Annotated in this window: 20 protein-coding genes and 2 tRNA genes; 10 read left to right on the top strand and 12 right to left on the bottom strand. The window is 53.9% G+C overall.

Features of this window, described 5'->3' with window-relative positions; genetic code table 11:
* The first annotated feature begins 8 nt into the window (after positions 1-8).
* Positions 9-815, top strand: a complete 807-nt coding sequence (locus tag Q31b_RS13920) for a hypothetical protein (protein WP_146600280.1) — start codon at positions 9-11, stop codon at positions 813-815.
* 58 nt (positions 816-873) lie between these two features.
* Here Q31b_RS13920 and Q31b_RS13915 read toward each other — a convergent pair whose 3' ends face one another.
* The 8 genes from Q31b_RS13915 to Q31b_RS13880 all read right to left on the bottom strand — a co-directional run bounded on the left by Q31b_RS13915 (position 874) and on the right by Q31b_RS13880 (position 6,121).
* Positions 874-1,872 (bottom strand): hydantoinase/oxoprolinase family protein, encoded by a 999-nt coding sequence (locus Q31b_RS13915; RefSeq protein WP_146600279.1) that lies wholly within the window; start codon positions 1,870-1,872, stop codon positions 874-876.
* Positions 1,873-1,947: 75 nt separating this feature from the next.
* Positions 1,948-2,808 carry a hydroxypyruvate isomerase family protein gene (locus tag Q31b_RS13910; protein ID WP_197171515.1) on the bottom strand — a complete coding sequence of 287 codons (861 nt, stop codon included), beginning with the start codon at positions 2,806-2,808 and terminating at the stop codon, positions 1,948-1,950.
* Positions 2,809-2,951: 143 nt separating this feature from the next.
* Positions 2,952-3,035: transfer RNA gene (locus tag Q31b_RS13905), tRNA-Leu, on the bottom strand.
* Positions 3,036-3,065: 30 nt separating this feature from the next.
* Positions 3,066-3,605 (bottom strand): 50S ribosomal protein L9, encoded by a 540-nt coding sequence (gene rplI, locus Q31b_RS13900; RefSeq protein ID WP_146600278.1) that lies wholly within the window; start codon positions 3,603-3,605, stop codon positions 3,066-3,068.
* 80 nt (positions 3,606-3,685) lie between these two features.
* Positions 3,686-4,246 carry a single-stranded DNA-binding protein gene (gene ssb, locus Q31b_RS13895; RefSeq protein ID WP_146600277.1) on the bottom strand — a complete coding sequence of 187 codons (561 nt, stop codon included), beginning with the start codon at positions 4,244-4,246 and terminating at the stop codon, positions 3,686-3,688.
* Between the two features lie 75 nt (positions 4,247-4,321).
* Complete coding sequence (gene rpsF / locus Q31b_RS13890) at positions 4,322-4,765, bottom strand: 30S ribosomal protein S6 (protein ID WP_146600276.1); 444 nt, start codon at positions 4,763-4,765, stop codon at positions 4,322-4,324.
* Between the two features lie 80 nt (positions 4,766-4,845).
* Positions 4,846-5,430: an aminoacyl-tRNA hydrolase gene (gene pth / locus Q31b_RS13885; RefSeq protein ID WP_146600275.1), complete on the bottom strand. Its 585-nt coding sequence runs from the start codon at positions 5,428-5,430 to the stop codon at positions 4,846-4,848.
* Positions 5,431-5,491: 61 nt separating this feature from the next.
* Positions 5,492-6,121, bottom strand: a complete 630-nt coding sequence (locus Q31b_RS13880; protein ID WP_146600274.1) for a 50S ribosomal protein L25 — start codon at positions 6,119-6,121, stop codon at positions 5,492-5,494.
* Positions 6,122-7,029: 908 nt separating this feature from the next.
* Here Q31b_RS13880 and Q31b_RS13875 point away from each other — a divergent pair.
* From Q31b_RS13875 to Q31b_RS13860, 4 genes are all read left to right on the top strand, one after another.
* The gene (locus Q31b_RS13875) at positions 7,030-8,229 is read left to right on the top strand and encodes a redoxin domain-containing protein (protein ID WP_146600273.1); all 1,200 of its coding nucleotides are present in this window, start codon (positions 7,030-7,032) and stop codon (positions 8,227-8,229) included.
* A gap of 252 nt (positions 8,230-8,481) precedes the next feature.
* On the top strand, positions 8,482-8,649 hold the full coding sequence (gene rpmG, locus Q31b_RS13870) for a 50S ribosomal protein L33 (RefSeq protein WP_146600272.1): 168 nt from the start codon (positions 8,482-8,484) through the stop codon (positions 8,647-8,649).
* 143 nt (positions 8,650-8,792) lie between these two features.
* Positions 8,793-10,589, top strand: coding sequence for a single-stranded-DNA-specific exonuclease RecJ (gene recJ, locus Q31b_RS13865; protein WP_146600271.1), 1,797 nt, complete (start codon positions 8,793-8,795; stop codon positions 10,587-10,589).
* Positions 10,590-10,834: 245 nt separating this feature from the next.
* Positions 10,835-10,907 (top strand) — tRNA-Cys (locus Q31b_RS13860).
* 450 nt (positions 10,908-11,357) lie between these two features.
* Here the strand turns inward: Q31b_RS13860 and mdoH are convergent.
* Positions 11,358-13,400 carry a glucans biosynthesis glucosyltransferase MdoH gene (mdoH, locus tag Q31b_RS13855; RefSeq protein WP_231617563.1) on the bottom strand — a complete coding sequence of 681 codons (2,043 nt, stop codon included), beginning with the start codon at positions 13,398-13,400 and terminating at the stop codon, positions 11,358-11,360.
* Positions 13,401-13,412: 12 nt separating this feature from the next.
* Positions 13,413-13,805, bottom strand: coding sequence for a hypothetical protein (locus Q31b_RS13850; protein ID WP_146600270.1), 393 nt, complete (start codon positions 13,803-13,805; stop codon positions 13,413-13,415).
* A gap of 487 nt (positions 13,806-14,292) precedes the next feature.
* Here Q31b_RS13850 and Q31b_RS13845 point away from each other — a divergent pair, with 487 nt between their 5' ends.
* The 5 genes from Q31b_RS13845 (at position 14,293) to lpdA (ending at position 21,225) form a co-directional block, all read left to right on the top strand.
* A complete protein-coding gene (locus Q31b_RS13845; protein ID WP_231617562.1) occupies positions 14,293-15,627 on the top strand; it encodes a glucoamylase family protein in 1,335 nt (444 codons plus the stop codon).
* A 239-nt stretch (positions 15,628-15,866) separates the two neighbouring features.
* On the top strand, positions 15,867-17,471 hold the full coding sequence (locus Q31b_RS13840; protein WP_197171513.1) for a glucan biosynthesis protein: 1,605 nt from the start codon (positions 15,867-15,869) through the stop codon (positions 17,469-17,471).
* An 11-nt stretch (positions 17,472-17,482) separates the two neighbouring features.
* Positions 17,483-18,397 carry an aldo/keto reductase gene (locus Q31b_RS13835; protein WP_146600268.1) on the top strand — a complete coding sequence of 305 codons (915 nt, stop codon included), beginning with the start codon at positions 17,483-17,485 and terminating at the stop codon, positions 18,395-18,397.
* 142 nt (positions 18,398-18,539) lie between these two features.
* A complete protein-coding gene (locus Q31b_RS13830) occupies positions 18,540-19,595 on the top strand; it encodes a hypothetical protein (RefSeq protein ID WP_146600267.1) in 1,056 nt (351 codons plus the stop codon).
* 238 nt (positions 19,596-19,833) lie between these two features.
* Positions 19,834-21,225 (top strand): dihydrolipoyl dehydrogenase, encoded by a 1,392-nt coding sequence (gene lpdA / locus Q31b_RS13825; RefSeq protein WP_146600266.1) that lies wholly within the window; start codon positions 19,834-19,836, stop codon positions 21,223-21,225.
* Between the two features lie 436 nt (positions 21,226-21,661).
* Here the strand turns inward: lpdA and Q31b_RS13820 are convergent, their stop codons facing one another.
* Together Q31b_RS13820 and Q31b_RS13815 are read right to left on the bottom strand one after the other, a co-directional pair.
* Complete coding sequence (locus Q31b_RS13820) at positions 21,662-23,764, bottom strand: elongation factor G (protein ID WP_146600265.1); 2,103 nt, start codon at positions 23,762-23,764, stop codon at positions 21,662-21,664.
* Positions 23,765-23,947: 183 nt separating this feature from the next.
* On the bottom strand, positions 23,948-24,823 hold the full coding sequence (locus tag Q31b_RS13815) for a hypothetical protein (protein WP_197171511.1): 876 nt from the start codon (positions 24,821-24,823) through the stop codon (positions 23,948-23,950).

Below are 24,823 nucleotides of genomic sequence, written 5' to 3'. Positions count from 1 at the left end.
CTTGCCTTATGCCTGTTCGTCTGAAATGCCAGTGCGGCAAAAACCTAAACGTTCCTGACTCTTTAGCAGGTAAAGCCGTCAAATGCCCAGGCTGTGGCAAAGTGCTCAAAGTCCCCGCGGGTAAACCGCAGGCAGCGGCTCCGGCAACGGCACCGGCACGCCCCCCTGCGCGAGCCGCTTCATCGTTTGACGGCGACAGTTTGGAAGACCTTTTCAATGAAGAAGGATTCAATCAAAAAGTCGAAGCGATTTGTCCGGCTTGTCGTGGTGATATAAAAGCGGGCGCCGTCCTATGCACAAAGTGTGGCTTCAATTTGCAAACGGGTGAACGCCTCGAAGGATTCAAAGTAAAGGGTATTGATATTAGCCACGGTACACTGGCACTCCAAAAAGCATCCGAAGATTTGGCAAAATCACAAGAGATGCAAGACAAGATGCTTAGTAAAGCGGGGATGCCGTGGTGGATGCTCGGGCTCGTCTTGGTCTTGCTCGTCGGATCGACTTTAATCGCCGTGATCGCCATCAATGTTGCTCGCAGTGAGCAAGGTGGTAACTTCAATCCGATCGCCACCTTTGTCCTTTTAGCGGGGGCGACATGCACGGTGATCAGTTCAGGTGCCAGCTTAATGTTGCTCGTCCGAGCGTTCCAAAAGGATGTGGTTACAGGACTGTTGGTGTGGCTCGTCCCCTTCTATGTGTTCTATTTCGTTTATCAATACCCACGCGATACATGGAAGTATCTCCTTACTTCCATCATGATGGGCATTATCGGCGGCGTATTGATCGGCGTGGCTTTGGCGATGGGGTTAGCTTAAGGCGACCCTTGATGCGAAATAGCATCTAACGACGAGATCCACTCCAGGACATTTCTTTCTATCGCTCGACAAACAACTGGGCGACCGCATAGGCGGGGGCGCAGCGTGACAGTGACGGTCCCCAAAGTTGCGATAGCGAGATCACCTGCGATTCCCGTGGTAGCGACAATAAGTCATTTCCATGCCCGCTTAGAACGATGGTTTTCTGGATCCTGCGATGAGCTTTGGCCCATTGCGTTATCGGTTCGGCGATTCGTCTCTTCGCTGATGCGACCACTTGTTCGGCCAGTCCAATCGCCTGCTGCACGGAGACACTGCGCCGATCGAGCCCGATCGTGCGGGCGATGCGATTCGCAGCGTAGCTGATGGCACGTGGTTTTCCATCCGCACTTTCGCAGTCTGCGGGTGCTTCAGGCTGCGAGCCCAACAGGATCCGGGCGTCATCGATCGTCGCAAAGACCTCGTTCATCAGCGGCACCTGCTTGCCTTCGAACGATAGCGATTCGCAAATCGCACAAACCGGTGTTCGACGACAGCCCACGTAGACCAACGATCCTTCGCAAAGCCGCTCAAAGTCCGTCATCGCAAGGGTTGCGATACGGCCATCATGCAAGGGAATCACATCGGTCGTCGTCGATCCAATATCGACGAGCAAACCGTTGGGGCAAACCTGCACGGCGACGAACCGTGCGAGAGCGTGCCAATTTGCGGCCGCTAACCGGTCCGCATCGACATGGAAGCGAATCTCTTCCCGGAAATGATGATCCGTCGCATAGAAATAGCAGCGGTCCACGTTGCACTGCTTTGCAGCGACGCGAGCATGCTCGACGATATGCTTTACCCCCTGTTCCCGATCGACAAAGCAATCGGCGAGCTCGCCCGTCATGACGACGGCGATCGCATCAGGGCGTTTAAAATGGCCGATCGCTTCAGCTAACCGAGAAGCCAACTCAGCGGGGTGTTCCCAAAGCGGAAACTCTACCGCCAATGAATGGCGGTTGGTATCGGCAAACTTCAAGTTCGCACCGCCAATGTCAATTCCTAGTACCGTTTTCATCGCTGCCCTGTAAGCTGGGTTTCTATAGCCCGAAGGGCGGCATCTCCTCGCCTTTAGGCATAAGACACCTATTTGTTACACGTCACACAGCTTCACGGCTTCGGTCAGTCCTTCCATCGCATCGCGCGTCGGGATGTACTCTTGCCCGACGAAACCATCGTAACCGATATCGAGAAGTGCCTTCATGCATCCCGGGAAATTGATCTCTTGAGAGTCGTCGATTTCACAGCGGCCTGGGTTACCTGCGACGTGAACATGGCCGATCAAGTCAGCGTATTGCTTGATACGTCGAATCACATCACCGTTCATCACTTGAACATGGTAGATATCGAACAGTAGTTTGACTTGGGGGGATCCGACCTGCTTGATGATATCGGCCACATCGTCCATATCGTCACCTTGGTAGCCGGGGTGTCCTTTCATCGGATGCGTATCATCGCGAGTATTTAGCATTTCAAGACAAATGGTAACCCCCGCTTTCTCGGCATGAGTGGCCAGCGTCTTTAACCCGGCCACACAGTTTTTGGCGCCTTCCTCGAATGAGATTTCACCGCTCGATGGATCTTCGGCATCTCGCCATTTGTAACCGGTGAAGGCGATCACGTTGGGAAATCCAGCGATTTCGCTGGCATCGATCGCGGCCTTCGTTCGCGTGATGATTTCGTCGTGGTAGGCCAGGTTATTGAGACCTTTCACAAAGGGAGCGCCAGGCATTCCGTTGCTCGTCAATGCGCAGACAAGGCCATTCTTTTTCAACGTAGGGAAGTCTTCGGGCTCAAGAACTTCGATACTCGTGATACCGAGTTTCTTCGCAACATCGCACTGCTGTTGCAAGTCCCATTTCTCACCTGCGACGTTGAATGACCAAAACGCCATCGATTGCTTGATGCGACCGTTGACGACTGGTTTGGCAGTGGCTTCCGACATTTGATTCATCTCGATTGATTTTTGGTTAGAAAATGACAACGCCCCGTTAAGGAGCTTAAAGTGATCTTATCCAGAGGTTACGGACTTTGACACCACACTACAGAAAAAAGCACCCAGATCCAATTGGATCTGGGTGCTTCGATGTGAACCAATAGGGCTGACAGGAATCGAACCTGCACTCCAGTAAAGGAACTGGATCCTAAATCCAGCGCGTCTGCCAGTTCCGCCACAGCCCCGTTGTCTTCTCAATCGCAGTGGATTGCCAGCTATGCTTCTTCGGTGACAACGGTTGGTACAACCCAAACCTTCAAGCTAGCGTCGACCTCGCCATGCAGGTGCACTTTGACGGTGTAAAGTCCAAGTTCCTTGAGCGGTCCGTCGAGACGAATTTGGTCTTGAGCCAAAGTGAAGCCCGCACCCTTGAGTGCATCGACGATCTCGTGTGCCGTGACGCTGCCATAAAGGTGACCTTCGTCGTTGGCGTTCGCTTCGATCGTGATCGATTGCTTGCCAAGTTCGTCTGCCAAATCACGGTAACTCTTGAGTCGCTCGAGTTCGATTTCGCGAAGTTTTTCACGATGCTTCTCGACCATGCGAGCATGGTGGTCGGTTGCCAATGTCGCCAACCCTTGCGGCATCAAGTAATTCAATGCGTAACCCGAACGTACTTCGACGATGTCGCCCTGTTTGCCCAGGTTTTCAACGTTGTGGATCAGCAGGAGCTGAATACCACCGTTTGGCCCTTTAGGCAAACGCTTGTAAGGTCGTTTGAACTTTCGGCCGGTTGCTGTTTTTGGTTTCGGCATCAAAATACTCGAGTTTTTGTTCTGTAAATATGAATGATGGTTTGGTTGTGAATTAAATCGATCCGCTTCGCATGTCGACACTAAAACGGAATTTCGGGGTCGCCATAACCGGGACCGTCACCTGTCGGTTGAGCTTCCCGAACGCCAGGAGGACTGGAATGAGGGGGACTCGTTGACGAGGATTCGCCGCTTGGATCAGCGACGGGTGGTTTGTTCTTGCTTGCTTCGGAAGGACCTGCATTCGGGGAACTGGATTGCTGCGTTCCCTTTGGTGCATCACTTCGAACGGTTCCGCCGCTCGGATGACTTCCTTTTGGGCTGCCGAGAAATTGAATCTTCTCGCCAACCACTCTCAACTTACTACGTTTTTGCCCATCGGCTTCCCAGGTGTCGTACTTTAGCCTGCCCTCAATCAGGACAGAAGAGCCTTTTCCTAAATACTCGCTAGCGACTTCCGCATTTCGTCCCCACAGGGTCACGTCGACAAAAACCGTATCATCGACCCAATCGCCAGACGAGGATTTGCGTTTCTCGCTGATTGCTAAGCCGACGTCGACAACCGCCATTCCGCCTGGAGTGTATCGAAGCTCAATGTCTCGGGTAATGTTTCCTACCAAAACGACTCGGTTGTAGTTTGCCATTGCATCTTCCTATCGTTTCTGTCTACCTGGTTCGAAATTTCAAGTCCCAGGCACGTTCGCTTTACGACCGCATTTTTACGACCGCGAGGCGACGACATCATCATCGACTGCTTCGCTGTCGTCGTCACTATCGGATGTATCGTTTGAGTCATCGTCATCACTGGAACTGGAGGACGAGGGATTGAACGATTCACCTCGAGCGTTCGCCAGCATTGGCTCAACCAATCGCGGATCAAGTTTGATTGTCATTTCGCGAATAATCGATTCGCAGAGCGTGAAGCCGCGAGCCATATCGACCAAACCGCTACCTTCCGATTCGTGGTAGCACAACCAATAAGTACCCTTTTGGTGCTTATCGATAGGGTAGGCCAATTTTTGCTCCATCCAAAGACGGTTGACCAAAACGGTGCCACCATTTTCGGTCACAATCTGCTCGATCTGCTTCGCCACTCCGCCTGGGTCGCGAGCGTAGTGGTTGCTGTCGAGGATGAACAATGTTTCGTAAGTATTTTTCGCCACGGTTTCTTCGTCTCTTTGCTTATCTGTTTTCGTAAGGACAGTTGTTCGTTAGTTCGAGCCTGTTTCTGCTTCAAGCCAATCTACTTTGAGCCTGTTTCAGGGCTGGGGGCATTGTACTTTGCCATCGTTGGCATGATCCCCTCGTTGATCCAATCGATCCCAGCATAAGCTGCTCGCGTCGTCACGGTTTCGATTGTATCTTCTTCGCTTTTATTAAATTTCCCGAGCACGTAGTCGACGACTTGCCATCCGTCGGGAGGCCTGCCGATTCCCACCCGCAATCTTGCGAACGCTTCGGTTCCCAAATGCCTGGCGATATCCGCCAACCCTTTTTGCCCGCCGGAAGAGCCTGAAGGCCTGAGCCTCAGTCGCCCGCATGGCAGGTTCAAATCATCGCAAACCACTAAAATCTGTTCTGGATCGAGCTTAAAAAAGTCAACTGCCTTTCGGACGCTCTGTCCACTCGCATTCATATAGGTATGTGGACATAGCACAGCAATCTTTTCACCGCCGACCATGCCCTCAGCCCATTCACCTTCGAAGCGACTTTTCGACGGATCGGCCAAAATGATCGCTGCGAACTTTGCCGCCACCACGAAGCCAACGTTATGCCGGGTTTGCTCGTACTTGCGGCCCGGATTGCCGAGCCCAACGATCAACTTCATGGTAACAGTTCTATTCTCTCGGCGTAGTGGTTTAACGAAATACGCCCACTCGAAAAGTGACCTAAGCCCCCTCTTCCTCGTCTTTGGCAGCACCCTTGCCAATCATTTCAGGCTCCGCCATCGACTCACCAGCGTCCTCGCTTGGCTCTTCCGCACGAACTTCTTCGATATGAATGATCGGTGAGTCACCCGCCGTTACCAACTCGACTCCTTCGGGAAGTTCCAGATCGGAAGCCAGCAAGGTCTCGCCTAGCTTCAGGTCCGCCACCTGGACGGTCAGCGAATCGGGGATCGAACCTGCCGGGCAGCGAATGTCGACATCGTGACGATTTTCGATCAACACGCCGCCTTCGCGAACACCAGCTGCTTCGCCATGCACGTGAATGGCAACGGTTACGTCAACCTTTTCCGACAAATTGACTCGCATCAAATCGAGGTGCAACACATCGATCCCCAACGGGTCCCACTGCATATCGCGAACCATCGCGGTTTCTTTGATCGCACCCGCAAGCTCAACCGTCCGCGAATGGTTTCGCAACAGCATTTTCACTTGATCGACGGGGATCGACAACGATTCGGTCTCTTGACCGTGTCCGTACAAAACAGCAGGCACAAGGCCGCCTTGGCGCAGTCGCCGAGTGGCTCGCGAGCCCATTTGCTCTCGCTTCTCGACTTGCAAAACGTCTGCCATGGCTGGACTAACCTTCCAGTCAGAATGTGATTCGGTCTAAATATGCTTTAAAATGGTGCCTAACATCAGCACGCATTGTTTCATCTAACGCTTGTGATTCAGTACTTCTTCCGTAGGAATGCTGCCGGCTGGCAGCCCTGTCTAGGGATCTTTCCTACTGGGTGGCGGATAAGTATGGCGAATTCGGCTTGATACGCAAGCCCAAAGCGACCTGGTTGATAGCCCATTTTTGGATAAATTTTCCCCGGTGCCCGATTTTGAGCCTGCGGTTGCCGTTTTGCTTCCGGTCTCAGACAAGCTTGCGGAAAGTTGATAAAGTAGATTTCGTCTAATTGGACGGTGTTAACTGGACGGTGTCCTTCCATGTGGCTCGCTGGAGCTTGGCTTTCGTTACCTGCACGGATCTGCCTGCCTGCGTTGGGGTGCAAAAAGCTGAGGGTTGACGCAAGATTCTACGGTTCTATGAAGAGACTCGTTTGCTCCTCGCACTGAGTTTGCTCGAGTGGCGAAGCCACGGTAGACTATAGCCCTGGGCGAAAGTCCTGGGGCACGCAGTGTAAGGGGTACCCAGTGCAATAAGATGAAAGATGACGGAGATGAAAGTTCTGCAGGGACGGCAGGAGCTCCATTTTTGGTCGCGGCTTTCGGCGTGCTTTGGTGGCGGCGGCGTTTCCCCGTCGTGACTTTACGACTCGGTGATGGGGCATTCCCGATGCACGGGCCCCAAAGCACGGGCGTTTTGTGACCGCTTGATTTTAGGCTTGAGGAAAGAGTGGCTGGGGCATTTTGCCTCAGTCGACTGCGGCTGGAAGCCCCAGTCACGGGCGGCTGGAAGCTCCCGTCACGGAAGGTTCTTACCCTGATGTTTTAATCTGGACAAAGCACGAACGTCTAGACTCCAACTTTTCATGCAACCCAAACTCGGAGCCCCTGCCATGGGTTTGTTCAGCAGCCCCTCACTACCGGCCTGTGCGGCCCTCGAATCCCGCCAGAAACCCAGGTCTTTCATTTTTTCTGTCTTGCTCGCCGCCGCCATCGCCGCCGCCATCGCAATCACCATCGCTGCTTCGCCAACCGCCCAGGCAGCGGAATCCGAGATCCAGCTACCGCCGGTGCTGCTTCAAATGATCCGAAATAAGGCTGTTCATGACGACCTCGGTCTCAACGCGAAACAGATTGACGAGCTTCGGGCCGTGCTCCAATTGCTCGATGGACCGTGGCTTCGCTCACGCATTCTTCCTGCGAATGAGCAGCAAGCGAAGGTTGCTTCGCTCGAACTCGACTTGTTCATGCGGCTTCCCGACATCCTCTCGGAAGACCAGTTCAAGCGTTTAAAACAACTCCGGCGGCAAGCCCTCGGCACTCGAATGGTGCTGCTTGAAGACGTTCAGGCAGCGGCAATGCTGAGCGACGAACTCGTCTCAAAACTGGCGAAGCGTTACGCCGAGCGAGATCGGGTGACGAGCGAAACGCAGGCGGAATTGGCGAGCAAGAAGATATCGGCGGAGGAGGCTGGGGAAAGAGTCGCGGCCGCACAAGCGGAGGAGCAAAATGCAGTGAGCGAGCTATTGACCGCGGAGCAGCGGTCTCGATTGAGCCAGCTGATTGGCGAACCGTTTGCATTTAACACCGTGACGCGTCTCTACCCGTCCGCTCCAGAGCTTTTAGCTGTCCCGAGCGACTGGATCAAAGGGGCGCCCGTCACGCTCGACGATTTGCGAGGTAAAGTCGTTGCCGTTCATTTCTACGCTTTTCAGTGCATCAATTGCCAGCGAAATCTGCCGCACTACCAAGCTTGGCATGACGATTATGCGGATCGGGGGTTGGTGGTTATCGGGATTCAAACGCCTGAAACGCCGTCGGAACGCGACCCCAATCTTGTTCGCAAAGCGGCAGAAAGAGAAAAAATTGGCTACCGTATTTTGATGGACCGCGAATCAGCTAACTGGAAAGCTTGGGCGAACACGATGTGGCCAACCGTTTACCTGATCGACCAAGATGGCCTGCTTGTGCGCTGGTGGCAGGGCGAAATGAATTGGCAGGGTAGTGAAGGCGAAAAAGAGATGCGGCAAACGATCGAAGCATTGCTAGCGCGTCAAGAAAAATAACTTTCCCACCTGCAAGGGGAATGGAAATGGATTCGCCTGGAGCGAGGTCCGTGACCTATAGATCGCATTTGACGATCCCGGTGCGCCCTTGCTGCCTTTGGGGCAGGCAGCTTGACAGCGGACGGCTCGATTGATATGAAGTTGTCGAAAAAGAGGCTTGTGAAAAGGCGCTCGACCTTGCAATAATGTAATGAGTCCTCGCTTGAGGCCCCTCCCCCAACAAATCAAATCAACTCATAAAAGACGATCCCGATGGCTGGCCGTAGCAAAAAGAAAGCAGATACCGTGTTCTTGGTTTGCGAAGAAACCAACGATTACAACTACACTTTGCAGCGTAAAGCGGGTGGCGAAAAGCTTCGTTTAAAGAAGTACAGCCCACGGCTTCGCAAGCACACTTGGCATGTCGAGAAGAAAAAATAGGCTGCTTTTCGTAAATTGGCTTCGCCGCAAAAGCGTGGCCTAGGCTTCCAGCCTGGGACCACAACAACCTGGGACCACAACAAAACCCAGGCTAGAAGTCTGGGCCACGGCGGGATTCTCGCTTAACGATACTGGAGTCATGGATGCAACGCCGATGGCGGATTGTCCCCCACGATGCTGCGCGCGTCGAACAGCTTTCTCGGACGGCCAAACTGCCTGCGGTGGTGGCCCAGTTGCTCGTCAGCCGAGGCATCTACCAGGCCGATGACGCCGCGACTTTTCTGAGCACCAAGTTGGCAAACCTGCGTGACCCAAATGAATTGCCTGGTGTTCCCGAAGCGGCCGACATCATTCGTGATGCCGTTGCTGCAAAGACGCCGATCACCGTCTATGGCGACTACGATGCCGACGGCATGACCGGCACAGCGATTCTCTTCAACGGGCTGAGGCTATTCGGGGCCGACGTCAGCTACCATGTCCCCAATCGGCTAGAGGACGGCTACGGATTGGGCGATGCCGCGATCCGCAAATTAGCCGAACGCGGCAAGAAACTGATTGTCTCAGTCGATTGTGGAATCACCAGCCGCACGCAAGCTGCTCTGTGCCGCGAACTGGGCGTCAAACTGATCATCACCGATCATCATACCATTGATGGTGAATTGCCTTGTGCCGATGCGATTGTCCATCCACGATTGCCTGGGTCGGCGTACCCATTTGGCGGGTTATGCGGCGCGGGGGTTGCCTTCAAGTTGGTCTGGGCGATTTGTCAAAAGGTTTGCGGAAGCAACAAGGTGTCCGAACCGATGCGGGTCTATTTGCGGCAAGCTCTGATCTTGGCCGCGATCGGGACCATCGCCGATGTCGTTCCCTTGCTCGATGAAAACCGTGTGATTGTCGAGCACGGCTTGAAAGCTCTGCAAATCAATCCATCCGCTGGTTTGGCGGAACTGATGAAGGTCACCAAACTGGACCAGAAATCGAGCATTCAAGCGGACGATATCGCGTTCACGCTGGCGCCTCGGCTGAACGCCGCCGGACGACTTGGGCAAGCCCAATTGGCAGTCGAGTTGTTGACGACCCCAGCGGGCGAACGAGCTGTCTCGTTGGCCGAGTATATTCATAATCTCAACAGCGACCGAGACACGCTGCAGCGAAGCGTCACCTTAGCCGCTGAAAAGCAGATCAAGGAGGAATTCGATGCGGACACCGATCCCGCATTCGTACTATGCGGAGTCGGCTGGCACGCTGGGGTGATCGGCGTCGTGGCAGGTCGGTTGGCCGAAAAACATGCGAAGCCGGTCTTGGTATTGTCGCTCGATTCGACCGGACAAAGCGATGCGGTTGGTTCCGGCCGAGTGGGTGGCACGGACATCGACTTGTTCGAAGCGCTGAGCGAATGCAGCGAACGGCTGGTCCGCTTCGGCGGCCACAAAGCGGCCGCGGGATTGACGATCGACGAGAGTCAGATCGATGCTTTCCGAGGTGATTTCTGCGAAGCGGTTGCCAAGCAGTGGAGCGAGCGACAGATCGAACCCGAAATTGTGATCGATGCCGAAGCGTCGCTGGGACAATTGAACATGGAAACCGCTAAGTATATCGAAACATTGGCCCCCTTCGGCGCGGGAAACCCCAGGCCCGTTCTGTTTTGTCGTGGCATCGAACTCGAAGAACCCGCTCGGCGAATGGGTGGCGGCGATCGACACTTAAGCGTCTTGCTTCGACAGGGTGCCAAGGTCGTCCGTGGGGTTGCTTTCGGGGCTGGTGATTGGTGCGAGTTGCTGAACGACTTAGACAAGCCCTTTGAAATTGCTTATCGTCCCGTCATCAACGAATTTCGTGGGATGCGCAAAGTCGAAATCCATCTGGTGGACTGGCGGATCTCTGCCGAACTTGGCCGACCATCGAAAGCTGCCAAGGAGCCGGTGACTCACACGACATAGCAGGCGGCATTCTTTTTTCGCCGCTCCGCCTAAAGAATCGCCGAATCGCCGCCGATAGAAACCCTACAGCCGAACGGGTTCGAATCGGGTCAGCTCTACAGAAAGGGAATTTGTGCCGAGTCCTTCCCTTCAGCGATCTTGACTAATCGGCAAGCATCCCCTAATTTGCACAAACACCAACGTAATCGTCTCGGAAAAAGCAGACTGCGAAGTTTGCATCTTCAACCCTGGGCGATTCAATAAAAGGCGACGTGGCCAAGTGGCTAAGGCGAAGGATTGCAAATCCTTTATTCGTGGGTTCGAATCCCACCGTCGCCTCTTTTGCAGGTCTGCAATTTCTCCTCGACCCCAGCCCGGATGATTCGTTAGCCGTTTTGGCGATAGCGGCCTGCTGATTTAGTCGTTTAACGCTTAGCCGAAGGCGTCAGCTTTTCCAAAAGCGGTCGCCTACGGCTTGGCGTTAAACAATCAGTCGAGTCAAACCGATTAAATCGACAGCCCGATAGCCACGGCTGCGTGATTTGTCGTGTGAACCGTGGCTAACGGCCTGCTGATTTAGTCGTTTAACGCTTAGCCGAAGGCGTCAGCTTTTCCATAAGCGGTCGCCTACGGCTTGGCGTTAAACAATAAGTCGAGTCAAACCGATTAAATCGACAGCCCGCTAACGCCAAAACGGCTAATTCGCAGACTGTCTTTCGAGCAATGAACGTAAACGCTTGAAGGCGTAGACGTTAGCAAAACAATTTGCAAGCCCATGAATCATCCGGGCTAGCTGAAATTTGGCATTTGAGATTCGATGTGCAATTTCTTTAAGAGCTCGCTATCCAATAACAATCCATAAAGCAGTTCTTTTGGGATTGCGTTTGCTCCGCCGTCTGCGAAGGTTGCTTCGATCGCTTTCGCTTGATGTAACGGCAACTTGGTATCGGATGACGTTATTTGCTGAACATGAATATGCCTTGCAAAGGCTTTGGGGTCGGAGAGAACTTGTTCAAACCAGCTTCGCCTGGGCGAGTCGCCGCTATCGTTGATGGATTCCGACAATGCGTGTTGATGGTAAACACAGATAATCGGTGGGTGCGTTTCCGCGGGTACTAGCAAGAGCCCGCGATTGTGGAGCCAGCGTCCCAAACGCTGGCTGCCCATTGCGACCGCGATCGGGATCGACAACAAGACTCCTGCTAACAGTGGTGAGAACCAAGCTAACAATCGCGGAAGAAAGAGAGCGATCAGGACCGTGGCGACAACACCGCCAAACGTAATCGCGTAGAATTGCTGGAACGCTTCCCCCCATCGAACGCCCCGCTCGTCACGCTGTTGAGCGGACCAATGCACGTTTGCGCCGCGAAGTACCGCGATCACAAAACGGGTATGGAAGATGGCCATGATCGGAGACAACAGAACCGAACAGGCCGTTTCCACAATGGCGCTGACCCACAAACGGATGTATCCACCATGGCGGCGTGTTTGTTCCCGGTTTCCACCTATCAACAGCACGCCCCAGGCTTTAGGTAACAGCAACAACAACATTGCGGCGATGAAAATCATCAGTGCTCCTGGCCCCATCCCGCTAGAAGCCATTGGACGGTTTGTGTAAGAGTCGATCGCCATTCCAACCATACAGAACAGCGTAAACAAAACCCAAATCGGCGATGCTGAGTATGCCATCACGCCACATCCGAAATGCAGGCGACTGAGGGAGTTGAAGTTTTCCGCAAGCAACAACTTGGCGTGCTGTAGATTGCCTTGACACCATCGCTGATCTCGCTGGGCATAATCCGCCAACGTCGTTGGGCACTCCTCGTAGCTGCCGCCGATATCGGTAGCGACTTGGACCTTCCAGCCGGCACGAACCAGCAAGGCTGCTTCGACAAAGTCGTGGCTCAAAATCTCGCCACCAAGAGGCGGTTTGCCAGGCAGGATCGGCAGGTTGCAGTGACGCCTGAACGCTTCCACACGAATGATCGCGTTGTGTCCCCAGTAATTGCCTTCGTTGCCAGCCCAAGCGGAGAAGCCTTTGACGAAAATCGGGCCGTAAACACTAGCGGAAAATTGCTGGATTCGTGCAAACAATGACATTCGTCCGATGGGAACGGGGGGGATTTGCAGAATACCAAGCCGCTCATCCCCATCCATTCGCTCCACCATCGCGGACATCGTCGTAGCCGAAACGAGACTATCGGCGTCAAGGATGATCATATAATCATGGTGTGCCCCCCAACGTTGAACAAAATCGGCAATGTTCCCCGCTTTGCGGGCCGTGTTCGCGGGCCGGTGCCGGTAGTACAAGTGGTCACTGCTACCAAGTGACTCCGTCAACTTGGACCATGCGGCCTCTTCTTCAAGCCAGACCTCATGGTCCGTTGTATCGCTGAGGATGTAGAAGTCGAATTGTTCCGCCAAGTTGCGGTGTTTCCATTCAAGCATCATCGCCTTCACACCCGCAAACACCCTTGTCGGTGATTCATTGTAGATTGGCATCAGAACCGCCGTCCGCTTCGATGAAACGACCGCTCCTTTTGATTCCTTCGTTTGCCAAACCTCCTGCCCTCGTCCCTCCTGACGTCGTTCACGCGAGGCAACAACGAAGCCGAGCGTTGCGAGCCAGAACGAGAAAGCGATCCATCCGAACAAGATGGCGAACAAAGGGACACTCATCCATTCAATAATGTTGATGCCCGCTCCATTGCTGGCCACCGCAATGTAGCTCGATGAGGCAAGGAGCGTCATCAGCAGTGTTGCCAAAGCCACCAAGGCGCGAATCGCTCGCATCCGTCGATGGAACGATAAACCGGTTGTCGTCGTCTTCATGGTAGGAAAGCCTTACGCGACTTGGTCGGCGCGAACCGTTCGTGGTTCGGCAAAACCAAGAAATTCCAACCACCAACGAGCGCGGAAAAACCATATCGTTTCGGTTGGTTCGCAGGGCTCCATCGTTCGCTGACACTCCGGTGGAACCGCATGTGGCAACGTTCCTTGATACCGCATGGTCGGCTCAGTCACTTTGCCTACCGCCAATGACATCGCTTGGCGAAAGTACCTTGAGCCATCCGAGTCCAAACGACGGTCAAGGCAATCGCACTGCGCAAGGATCTGATCAATCGTGCTCTCCAAGCCCGGGCCGTCGAAACCCGAACAAGACAAATAGTGGCGCAGGTTGACACGAACGAATTTCACGACGGACTCCGGAGTCGCGTTAGCAAGCTTGTTGACCATAGCGATATTTCTCGATTCTTATAGACAAGATTTGTTGACAAGCACAGCAAACGCGGAAAAACGATCGCCGTGGATCAGACGTTCAATACAAACGATGTGCCAATTCGATGTAAGAACGGTCGACAGCGGGTTTGCCCAATGCTTAAGGGGCGTTATCTCCCGTTTCCAGACAGCTAGCGGCAGACACCGTGGTTACTAAATCGGCTATGGCGACTAAACTGAACGAAACGGAAATATACCGAGCTGCTCTAAATTTGGTCGGTTTTCAGCCAAAGTCATCGGATGGAAGCCGACGGAACCGTTCACAGACATGCTTGCTCGTTAGGCATGATTGACTTGGGCTGCCCAGGAAATGGGCGACGTCGTTTACCAAAACGCAGGCAATACCGTCTGCTCCAATTCCCCGCGAAGCTTGAACCTGTAGCCCGCGAAGCTTGAACCTGTAGCCCGCGAAGCTTGAACCTGTAGAAGGTGGAGTCGTACTCCCATGAAACGAATGAAGATCAGGCGGCGAACCGTACTAGGGTCCGCATTGTCGTTACCGCTATCATTCTCACTCTCGAAAGCTTCCGATTTGGACGATCGCGATCATCAAATAACCGATCACGAGCGAGCCTTTTTGATCGACATGCAGCGATGCTGCTATCAATATTTTCTCGAAGCCTCCGATCCAACGACGGCGCTGGTGTCGGATCGCGCGTCGACCGATGGACGTTCGCCAAGTCGTCAAGCAAGCATTGCTGCTTGCGGTTTTTCATTGGCATCGCACTGTGTCGCGGCACATCATCAATGGCTGCCTCGCGGAGAAATTGCCGAGCGAGTACGGTTGTTGCTTCGTTCTTTGCTTGAAAAAGCAGATCATCACAAAGGATTTTTGTATCATTTCTTGGATCGATCGACCGGACGACGGATGTGGAAAAGCGAGGCCTCTACCATCGATACGGCGCTGATGATTGCGGGGGCGATGACCGTATCAACCCTATTTTCCGATGACGAAAAAATTGTCGAGTTGGCAGATGCGTTGTATTGCCGAGTCGATTGGAATTGGATGCTCGGCAGCAACGATTGTATGCATATGGGTTGGACACCCGAACGTGGAATGATCCCAAACCAGTGGGACCGGTTTAGCGAGTTAATCATCTTAGTATTCTTGGCGATCGGAGCTCCACAGCGACCGATTCCGCCCCGTTGTTGGCGAGCGTGGCAACGTGAATCGATGCTGACGTTCGGTGGTATCGAATATCTAAACTACCCACCGCTGTTTGTGCATCAGTACCCGCTGGCGTTTTTTGACGTGCGAGAATACCGTTCACCAAATGGTAGGGACTATTTTCAAAACTCCGTCATTGCCCACAAAGCCCATATCGATTTTCTGACCCGGCTCGGCCTGAAGTACCCAGAGCGACTTGGTCATTACAGCAAGGATCTTTGGGGGCTGACCAGCAGCGACAGCGAGTCGGGCTACCGAGATTGGGGTGGGCCGTACCAGGAAGGGCGCATCGAGCCAGATCGTGGGATCGATGGCACGTTGGTCCCCAGCGCCGCAGCGGGCGGGCTACCGTTCGTGCCTGAACAATCGTTGCGCACCCTGATGCTGCAAAAAACGCGATTCGAGGATGCCATCTATGGTCGCTATGGTTTCGTGAACGCCTACAACCCTGTCACCCATTGGGTCGATCCCGATGTCATTGGCATCGATACCGGGATCACGTTGCTGATGGCAGAAAATATGATGTCGGGAACGGTGTGGGATTACTTCATGCGTCATCCCGCTGCGAAGAGATCTCTTATGTTGACTGGATTCAAACGGATTTCTGGATGAGTGCGGGATGCATAGAGGGCCTCCTCGCCTTCCCCCAACATAGCTCGAGTAGCTTTGGCGTCGTTATGGCATCCGTCATTGCGTCAAAAACACTTGTTCCCAGACTCCCTGGAATCACGGAGGCTGCTGAAAACTCACAGCCTCTGCGGCCTGAAAACCATGCTCGACGCGTCTGCACGGCACACGACTTGCACCCTGGCTGCGCGTTCGGTCGAAAACTTTCACTTTGGGTTCTTTCCATGCGTTTTGGCTTTGTTTTGATTCTTTCTATTCTTTTGATTGATGAATCAGGGGTTTATGCGCAGCCGGCGGGCATCGAAGAAAGCACCGCCATCGCGATGACAGATATCAGGAGCTACGGATCGCTTCAGCAATTGGCAAAACGAACGTCGGAGCAACCGTACATTTCGGCTGCGCCCCTTGATGACGTGCTGGCCAATCTCGATTACGAGCAGTATCGCGAGATTCACTTTCGACACGATCAAGCGGTATGGAAGGAGACCGACTCACCGTTTTGGCTTGAAACCTTTCATCGTGGGTTCGTTCAACGCGATCGTGTGTCGTTGTTTACCATCGAAGATAGCAAGGTCGAAGAGATTCGGTTTTCGCCTGACAACTTTCGTTATGGAACGGAAACAGAGCACGTTTTGACCAAACGGCTGGCATCGCTTGTTGACGCAGGGCATGCAGGTGTTCGTGTCGTTGGTTGTTTCCCCAAGGCGACCGATGTCCAAGAGATGCTAACGTTTTTGGGGTCGAGCTACTTTCGTGGTCGTAGCTCTGATACGGTCTACGGGAGTTCCGCACGTGGTTTGGCCGTTAATATCGGCTTGCCCTGCTCTGAAGAGTTCCCCGCGTTCACCGCGTTTTGGATCCAAAAAGCGAAGCCAATGGACAAGACGTTGTCGATCATGGCACTTCTGGATAGTCCCAGTTTGAGTGGAGCTTATGCGTTTGAATTTGAACCGGGGACGATGGGAACGACGGTTGACGTTCGCAGTTCGCTTTATTTCCGAGAGATTCCTGAGAAGATTGGAATCGCTCCGATAACAAGTATGTGGATGTGGGGCGATGGACTTGAAGGACCGGAACTCGACAATCGGCCATCGGTTCACGATGCCGATGGGTTGTTAATTCGAGATCGGCAAGGCGATAGGATTTGGCGACCGTTTGCTCGCCAAAGCTATCCCTCGGTGACTCGAATCGCGACCAGCGGCGTCGCCGGATTTGGCTTGATCCAGCGTAACCGGGATTTCGAACACTACCAAGATTCCAATGCGCAATACCATCGTCGTCCGAACGTCTGGATCGAGCCGCTAAATCATTGGGAAAAAGGATCGATCGAACTACTCGAACTGCCCGGGGCTCATGAAGGTGTCGACAATATCGGTGCCTATTGGGTTCCTCAGCAACCGCCTCGTTTAGGCGAGCCGTACAATCTTCATTACCGCGTCCACTTTTCTTCGCAAGAGATCGGTGGCGACTCAAATGTAGCCAAAGCCACGCAGTTGAGTGTTGAAAGGAGCGAACAGCGGAATCGAGATTTCAAACGGATCAAGCTCGATGTCCGCTTTGCGGGACAGATTTTGGAGAATATTGACCCACAATCGCTGATAGTGGACGCTCATACCGTGCGTGGTAACCTGATATCCAAGACGGTAAAAAAGACGACACAAGGTGACAGGCTCGTCTCCCTTGAAATCGAACCGATCGAGCACGCGCCGGTCGAGGTAACGGTCGCACTGATGCACGCGGGCAAAGACGTATCCGAGCGATTTGTCTACTTGTGTCCCGACGAAACTCCCAAATTTATGTATCCACAAATCTACACGCGGAAGGAATGAGCGAGGGCACCATGGACACTCCCACCCATCCAATCGTTCTTGGTCTCTGGCCGATCGCTGGCGTTACGACCATCGGTGTGACGCAAGCGGATGCTGCGGCAACCATTCGTGCGGCGATTGATAGCGGCATCACTCGTTTTGATACCGCGTTCAGCTACGGTTATGACGGCGAAAGTGACAAGGCCTTGCGTCCGTTTTTGCAACAGGATCGCGATCGCTACTTCGTGATCGGGAAGGTAGGTCAACGTTGGACCGAGGACAAAAAGCGTGTGATCGACGGATCGCATCGGCAACTGGTTGCCGATGCGGAAACCTCGCTTCGCAGACTAGGTATCGAACGATTCGATACGCTCATGCTTCATAGTATTGACCCGAAGGTCGAGATTGAGATTTCGGCCTGCGCGATCGAAGAAATGCGGCAGCGAGGATTGGCGGCCAACATAGGCGTTTGCAATGTGGATGAATCACAGTACCAATCGTTCAAGAGCGTGGCCCACTGCGATGCGATACAAACGCCGCTTAATTGGTTACAACGTCATGCACTCGATGAATTGATTCCCGCGTGTGCGGCCGATGACTGCAAGGTTTATGTTTATTGGACACTCATGAAGGGGCTATTGTCGGGAGGGATTTCGCGAGACCATCGCTTTGCCGAAGGCGATAGCCGACCGGGATATTCGGTCTTTCAAGGGGAGGCAAGAGCGCGAACACACGACATTTTGGACGCACTGGGACCGATTGCGGATCGAGAGGGGCTGACGGTTGGTCAATTGTCGATCGGTTGGGCCATTTCGCAGCCGGGTGTGACCGCAGCACTGGTCGGTGCTCGGCGTGCGGACCAGATTCTTGAAACCAGCCAAGCGGTGCGGCTTGGGGGGGAAGTGGTCGAAGAGATGAACGAAATGATCGAATCGGCAGGTTCGTAACACTTTTTCCACACCCTAAGGTTTTCGTAGAACGCTTCACCGTCCGACAATTTGGCGGGTTTTGTCAAAATTCTACGCTATCGCTTCATCGTATTGCCCTTCCCGGTTAGCCTAACAGCAGTCCGATTTTCGACCTTTTTCCATGCGATGGATGCTGATGACACCAGACGATTCTTACGAAACGCCAATCTCCGTTGACGATCAATACGAAGATCTTTCCGAGCCCGAAACGGAATCCGAAACCGAAACAGCCTTGGAGACCGATGCTGAATTGGCCCCTTCCGCCGAACCGGAAGCATCTTCCCAAACCGACGCGCTGAGCGGCCGGGATGCTCTCAACGACTTTGAGACAATCGCCGAACCCGACTTGGTCGAAGCGAAGCAGGCTTGGGAGGATGATGATCCGAAGCTTGCGGAGTTGGCTGAGCCGTTTGTGGGCAGGTGGAACACGTTGATCAGTACCACGAATTGGGAAAAAGGAGAGATCATCCATCGCTGGCGCGAAAAGCTGATCGAGTCGAATGCACCGGCAACCGAGTATTCGGACGACGCTTGGGCGCGGCGAGTCGGTGGGGTGACCGCACCGCACGTTGGACGACTTCGCCGCGTTTTTGATCGTTTCGGTTCAACCTATGCGACTTATCACGGTTTGTACTGGAGCCATTTCCTGGCAGCACTCGATTGGGACGATGCTCCGCTTTGGCTAGAGGGAGCGGTTCAGCAATCGTGGAGCGTTTCGGGGATGCGGGAAAAACGCTGGGAGGCGACCGGTGCGGTCGAATCACAACGTCCTACCAGCAGCCAGATTGTCGAAGTCGATACCGATGAAGACGTCGTTTTGCCAGCCCAAGGGGGCGGACGAACCAAAGAGTACGACGAAGACGCGGCCATTTCGGGCGGTCCGAAGTACGAAGAACCTGATTTTGGAGAGAGCGAAGAGTTTGCGTCGTTGGAGGGTAACAAGCCGAAGAATGACTCCGAGAGTATCGTTGTCGATGATCCTGATAAGCCGCTAAACCAACCGTTTGCCGGGTTACCTCAATTACCCGACGATTTAGCGGATGCCGTTGAATTGCTAAAGTTGTCAGTGCTCAGGCATAAATCGTCTAAGTGGGAACAAATCGACGCCGCGTCGATCCAACGCTACCTCGATGCGATCAGTACTCTGCTGCAATCGCCCGATTCGGATGCTTCGTAAGCGTAGGCTGGGCCTGTATGCCCCATAGTCAAACCGGGCATCTTTTTGGCAAACTAGTATTTGTCACAACTAAAGATTTGGGCGAGCATTTTTCGTGGCTGTGGCTTCCCGCCACAGCGCACTGGGGCAAGATGCCCCAGCCACTCTTTTGCCAAGCCGAAAATCAAGCTGTGACAAATCACTAGGGGTGGTAAAGTCCAAGTATCTACGACTCGACGAAAACGAAACGAATAGCGACATGAAAACTGTAAAGCATGATTTAGTAATCCTTGGTGGCGGTCCAGCTGGCTATGTCGCCGCGATCCGCGCCGCCCAGCTTGGCATCGACGTTGCCTGTATCGATGAAAATGATCGCTTCGGCGGCACATGCCTGCGAGTGGGGTGTATTCCCAGCAAGGCGCTATTGGAATCGAGCCATCTGTACCACGAAGCCAAACACAAACTCGCCGATCATGGCGTACAAATCGACAATGTCGATTTTGATCTCGATAAGATGATGGCACGCAAGACCAAGATCGTCGACGCTTTGACTGGCGGTATCGATATGCTGTTTAAAAAACGAGGGGTGACACCCTATCGTGGTCGCGGAAAGTTTCGTGATGTTGAATCGATTGAAGTCGAGGGCAAAGACAAGGTATTGATTCAAGCCAAACGGATTCTCGTTTGCAGCGGTAGTCGGCCAGCTGCACTGAGCTTTATCGAAGAAGATGGCGAGCGGATTGGGAACAGCACGATGGCGCTTTCGCTGAGCGAAGTGCCGAAACGGTTGGTCGTGATCGGCGGTGGCTACATCGGCTTGGAAATGGGCAGCGTGTGGAACCGACTCGGTAGCGAAGTGATCGTGCTCGAAGCGATGGATCGGATCATGCCAGGGATCGATGGTGAGATCGCTCAAATGGCCCACCGCACCTTCAAACGCCAAGGACTCGATATCCGCACCAGTACGTTTGTCGATTCCGCGACCAGCGACGGTGACAAGTGCATTGTCAAGATTAAAGACGGTGAATCGATCGAGTGCGACCGCGTTTTGTTGGCTACCGGACGAACACCCGCGACCGACAACCTTGGTCTCGAAACGATTGGACTTGAAACCGACAAACGCGGCTTCCTCACCGTCAATTCGGAATACGAAACTTCCGTCGAAGGAGTCTATGCGATCGGCGATTGCATCGGAGGAGCAATGTTGGCGCACAAGGCGATGGAAGAAGCAATCGTATGCGTCGAGCGGCTCGCGGGAATGAAGAGTCATATGAACTACGAAGTGATCCCAGCGGTGGTCTACACGCACCCCGAAATTGGCATGGTTGGAAAGACCGAAGAGGAACTCAACGAACAAGGGGTTAAGTTCAATAAGGGGATCTGCCCGTTTGGTGCCAACGGTCGTGCTCGAACATTAAACGATATCGAGGGACGAGTCAAAATTTTGGCCGACGCAACGACAGACCGTGTTCTCGGGGTGCATATCATCGGTAACCGGGCTGGCGACTTGATCGCCGAGGCCGCGTCGGCGATGGAGTTTGGTGCTAGCAGCGAAGATATCGCCCGTACCTGTCACGCGCATCCAACCCTCGCCGAAGCGGTCCACGAAGCTGCCTTAGCGGTCGGCGGCCGGGCGATTCATACGGCGTAGACGATTCATACGGCGTAGGCGATTCATACGGCGTAGGCGGGCCGGCTAGAGAGCTCTTGAATTGCTTAATGGCATGCCGTCGGGCCGCGCGGTTAACGGGCCGCCCAGTTAACGGGCCGCCCAGTTAACGGGCCGCCCAGTGAATTGGCCGCCCAGTGAATTGGCCGCCCAGTGAATTGGCCGCCCAGCCGCAAAGCGACGGCGGGGGTCATTGCTCCGCCCTGGGTTCGGGACGCGACCACCCCCCTCCGTCCTGATGGTTTTCCATTCTGTACCCAGGGCTGTCTAACGCCATTGGCGAATTGAACCAACCTGCTTTCGCTTCCCCGTTTGAAAACGCTTTCCGCTCGGAGAGCGGAGCGAGCATGCAGACCCGTAAGGCGATGCCCAGCGGGTTAACGAGAGTTGGCAAACCGATGGCCCAGGTAGGACCTTCTTACGCGGTGGTTTCTTCGAGCTCTTCCTTGACCGCTTCCATCAGTTGACGCTGTACGTCGGCTGGCATTGTTTCGTAGTGGCTGAAGTTAATCGAATAACTTCCTTGGCCGCCCGTCACACTGCTTAGCGTTCGGTTGTAGTGACCGACGCTGCGAAGCGGAACCTCACAATCGATCGAGTGCACACCGCCACGCATCGCAGTACTGCCGAGCACCCGTCCGCCACGGCTACTCATGTCACTATAGATATCACCGACCGAATCCTCGGGGGCAACGACATGCAAATGGACGACAGGTTCCAGGAGAGCCGGTTTGGCCTCTCGAAAGACATTGCGGAAAGCCAAGCTGCCAGCCATCTTGAAGGCCGCTTCGCTACTGTCGACGGGATGGTGTTTTCCGTAGTGAACTTCGACGGCAACATCTTGGATCGTGTAGCCAGCGATGACACCTTTGGCCATCCGTTCGATGAAACCTTTTTCGATCGCAGGCATGAAATTGCCGGGAATCACCCCACCGACCACGGAGTCGACCCACAGAAAATTGTTTTCGGGGTGGTAGTGATACGACTTGATACTCGGGAACCTTGCTTTCACGGCGAACGATTCAATGTCGGTCCCGCGTGGCAGCGGCAGCATGCGGATGTGTACTTCGCCAAATTGACCACGGCCACCTGATTGCTTCTTGTGCCGATAGGATCCTTCCGCTGACGTCGTGATCGTTTCGCGGTAAGGAATACGCGGATCGTGAGTTTCGATTTCAATTTTGTCGCGCCGAGCCAAACGTTCGCGTAGCATTTGCAGATGCAGCTCGCTCATACCCGTCATTACCAATTCGCCCGTTTGCGAATCGCGTGTCAGAGTCAGCGTCTGGTCTTCTTCGGTCAATTTGTGCATCGCCGTCGAGAGTTTGTTTTCGTCACCTCGTCGGCTCGGGGAAATCGCCAAACCGACCATTGGTTCGGGGAAAGCGATCTTGGGCAATTGGAACGCACCGATCGAGGTACCGACGTGCATGTCTTCCATTTTGGCGATAGCCACAATTTGGCCCGCGGATGCGGATTCGATCGGTTCGCTCTGTTCGCCTTGAACTCGCAACAAAGCGTTCAGTTTGACATCTTTCCTCGCATCGGTGATAGCGACGGATTGGTCTTTGCTCAGCGAACCACCAAAGACCCGTACGTAGCTGAGTTTTTGCACAAAGGGGTCCACCCGTACTTTAAACACTTGAGCGGCCAACGGTCCATCAACCGATTGGTCGAGAGTCACTGTTTCGCCGTTTTCGTCGGTCGCGGTCCGCTCAATCTCGTCGGGTGCTGGAGCGATTTCGTCGATTAGCGAAATGAGTTCTTTGACGCCAACGCCCGTTGTTGATGACACGCAAAGGACGGGAATCGCATCGCCACTAATGACCGCTTTGCGAAGCAATTCCTTGATCGCGGGAACCGCCGGCATTTTTCCTTCGAGATACTGCTCCATCAATACTTCATCACTCTCGACCAACTCTTCAACCAATTGTTCGTGAGCATGGGCGACGTTGACGACGGCAGCACGTGCTTCGATTGGCAACTCGACCGCCGATGCGACCGATTGGAACGTCTCGCCTTGGCCGACCGGGATTTGCAGCGGAATCACGGCAGACCCCCATATCTCTTTGCACTGTTCGACCAATGACTTGAAGTCGGCCTGAGCGTCATCCATTTTGGTGATGACCAAGATACGTGCCAACCCGCGATTTCCGGCCTCTTCCATCGCACGGCGCGTGTTCATTTGGATACCGCTGTGGGCGTCGATGCATACGACGGCGGTTTCAACAGCGGCTAAGGCTCCGATCATGCCGCCAACAAAATCGGGGTAGCCCGGAGTGTCGATCAAATTGAATTCGTCTTCCCCGCACTTCAGATGCACGAGCGAGGATTCGATGGAATGTTTGTGAGTTTTTTCTTCCGGTTCAAAGTCACAAATGCTCGTCCCATTCTGGACGTCTGGTGAGCCAGAAACGGCTTGGGTTTCGGCCAGCAAGCGATCGACGAGTGTAGTCTTGCCAGCCGAAGAATGACCGCAGACTGCGAGATTCCTCCAGCGAAGGGTGGATGTGCGTGCCATCAGACGAACTCCTTGAAATGAGAATCAGGAAATCAAGCTCGAATGACTCGTCGGGGTATAACTCAAGGTTGCCTGGAATCACCGAGCGAAGACGAAGCGTTTAATTTAGAGCCCTTGCGGCATAATTGCAAAGGGTTTCGCTCGCTCGATGAAGCACTGAGACAGATTACCGCAGCGTGTTGGCTAATTCCGTTTGGCGGTTCGCTGGACATCGTCGACCAATTGCTCGGTCATCCGTGCCCGGTACTCCATCAAGCTGTTAGGGCCTTGGAAACCGATCACGGTTTCGTCCCAATCAAGCTGTTTGCTGAGCATTCGGCCATTATCGATATCGAAACGAATTTCGCCGTTGCTTAGCTGTTGGACCACCTGAGCGCGGACCGATTCATCGCGCATTGGTGTCAGCGGTTCGCTGCGGAGCGAGAGATTGGCGACTCCGGTTTGGACTTTTTCGAGTGTATAACGCTCTTGAATTTTGATGATTTTGATTTCGCCATTCTCTAAACGGGCTTTCACTTCGTGAGGCACGGTCCACGATTGGCCAATTGCGACCGGTTCCTCGGGCAATTGCAGCGTCAAAGTTCCCATTCCCAGTGATGCCTTGCTGCCGGCATGATCTTCGCGTTTGATTTCGTGGCCGTGCGTGTTGATCGTCACCGTGGCCAATTTCTTACCCATTTGCTCGGCAACGAGGCTGAACACGGACGGCGGTTCGTTGCCGCTCTGGCTGTCCCAGCGAATCTCGTCCTCCTCGCCTTGCTGCTGAGTCATTTCGACGCTGTCGACGGTATGCTCGAAAGTCATTTCGCCGTCGGTCGAGGACGGCAGAACGTCCCAGTGCCGTTGGCTTATTGTGTGAACCTGCGAAACCTCTTCGGCACCACGAATTCGAGTCTTCGTTTTGGCTTGGTGGGTGACCTCGTAGCGGATCTTTTCGCCAGGTTGGAGGGAATATGCCAACGTAAACCGCTCGAGAACACTCTCTGCAACGGAAGACTGCGATTTTTCCGATCGCTCCTCCGCCGCCGCGACCCCGGGAGCAACCCCCCCGATGAGCAT

The sequence above is a fragment of the Novipirellula aureliae genome (assembly GCF_007860185.1).
Classification (GTDB): domain Bacteria; phylum Planctomycetota; class Planctomycetia; order Pirellulales; family Pirellulaceae; genus Novipirellula_A; species Novipirellula_A aureliae.
Note: the sequence above shows the minus strand (reverse complement) of the source record. Positions and strands in the feature narration are given on the sequence as shown.

Coding starts and splice junctions, on each gene's coding strand:
- Q31b_RS13920 (WP_146600280.1), top strand. CDS start 9: ATGCCTGTTCGTCTGAAATGCCAGTGCGGCAAAAACCTAAACGTTCCT.
- Q31b_RS13915 (WP_146600279.1), bottom strand. CDS start 1,872: ATGAAAACGGTACTAGGAATTGACATTGGCGGTGCGAACTTGAAGTTT.
- Q31b_RS13910 (WP_197171515.1), bottom strand. CDS start 2,808: ATGAATCAAATGTCGGAAGCCACTGCCAAACCAGTCGTCAACGGTCGC.
- rplI (WP_146600278.1), bottom strand. CDS start 3,605: ATGCCGAAACCAAAAACAGCAACCGGCCGAAAGTTCAAACGACCTTAC.
- ssb (WP_146600277.1), bottom strand. CDS start 4,246: ATGGCAAACTACAACCGAGTCGTTTTGGTAGGAAACATTACCCGAGAC.
- pth (WP_146600275.1), bottom strand. CDS start 5,430: ATGAAGTTGATCGTTGGGCTCGGCAATCCGGGCCGCAAGTACGAGCAA.
- Q31b_RS13880 (WP_146600274.1), bottom strand. CDS start 6,121: ATGGCAGACGTTTTGCAAGTCGAGAAGCGAGAGCAAATGGGCTCGCGA.
- Q31b_RS13875 (WP_146600273.1), top strand. CDS start 7,030: ATGCAACCCAAACTCGGAGCCCCTGCCATGGGTTTGTTCAGCAGCCCC.
- rpmG (WP_146600272.1), top strand. CDS start 8,482: ATGGCTGGCCGTAGCAAAAAGAAAGCAGATACCGTGTTCTTGGTTTGC.
- recJ (WP_146600271.1), top strand. CDS start 8,793: ATGCAACGCCGATGGCGGATTGTCCCCCACGATGCTGCGCGCGTCGAA.
- mdoH (WP_231617563.1), bottom strand. CDS start 13,400: ATGAAGACGACGACAACCGGTTTATCGTTCCATCGACGGATGCGAGCG.
- Q31b_RS13850 (WP_146600270.1), bottom strand. CDS start 13,805: ATGGTCAACAAGCTTGCTAACGCGACTCCGGAGTCCGTCGTGAAATTC.
- Q31b_RS13845 (WP_231617562.1), top strand. CDS start 14,293: ATGAAACGAATGAAGATCAGGCGGCGAACCGTACTAGGGTCCGCATTG.
- Q31b_RS13840 (WP_197171513.1), top strand. CDS start 15,867: ATGCGTTTTGGCTTTGTTTTGATTCTTTCTATTCTTTTGATTGATGAA.
- Q31b_RS13835 (WP_146600268.1), top strand. CDS start 17,483: ATGGACACTCCCACCCATCCAATCGTTCTTGGTCTCTGGCCGATCGCT.
- Q31b_RS13830 (WP_146600267.1), top strand. CDS start 18,540: ATGCGATGGATGCTGATGACACCAGACGATTCTTACGAAACGCCAATC.
- lpdA (WP_146600266.1), top strand. CDS start 19,834: ATGAAAACTGTAAAGCATGATTTAGTAATCCTTGGTGGCGGTCCAGCT.
- Q31b_RS13820 (WP_146600265.1), bottom strand. CDS start 23,764: ATGGCACGCACATCCACCCTTCGCTGGAGGAATCTCGCAGTCTGCGGT.
- Q31b_RS13815 (WP_197171511.1), bottom strand. CDS start 24,823: ATGCTCATCGGGGGGGTTGCTCCCGGGGTCGCGGCGGCGGAGGAGCGA.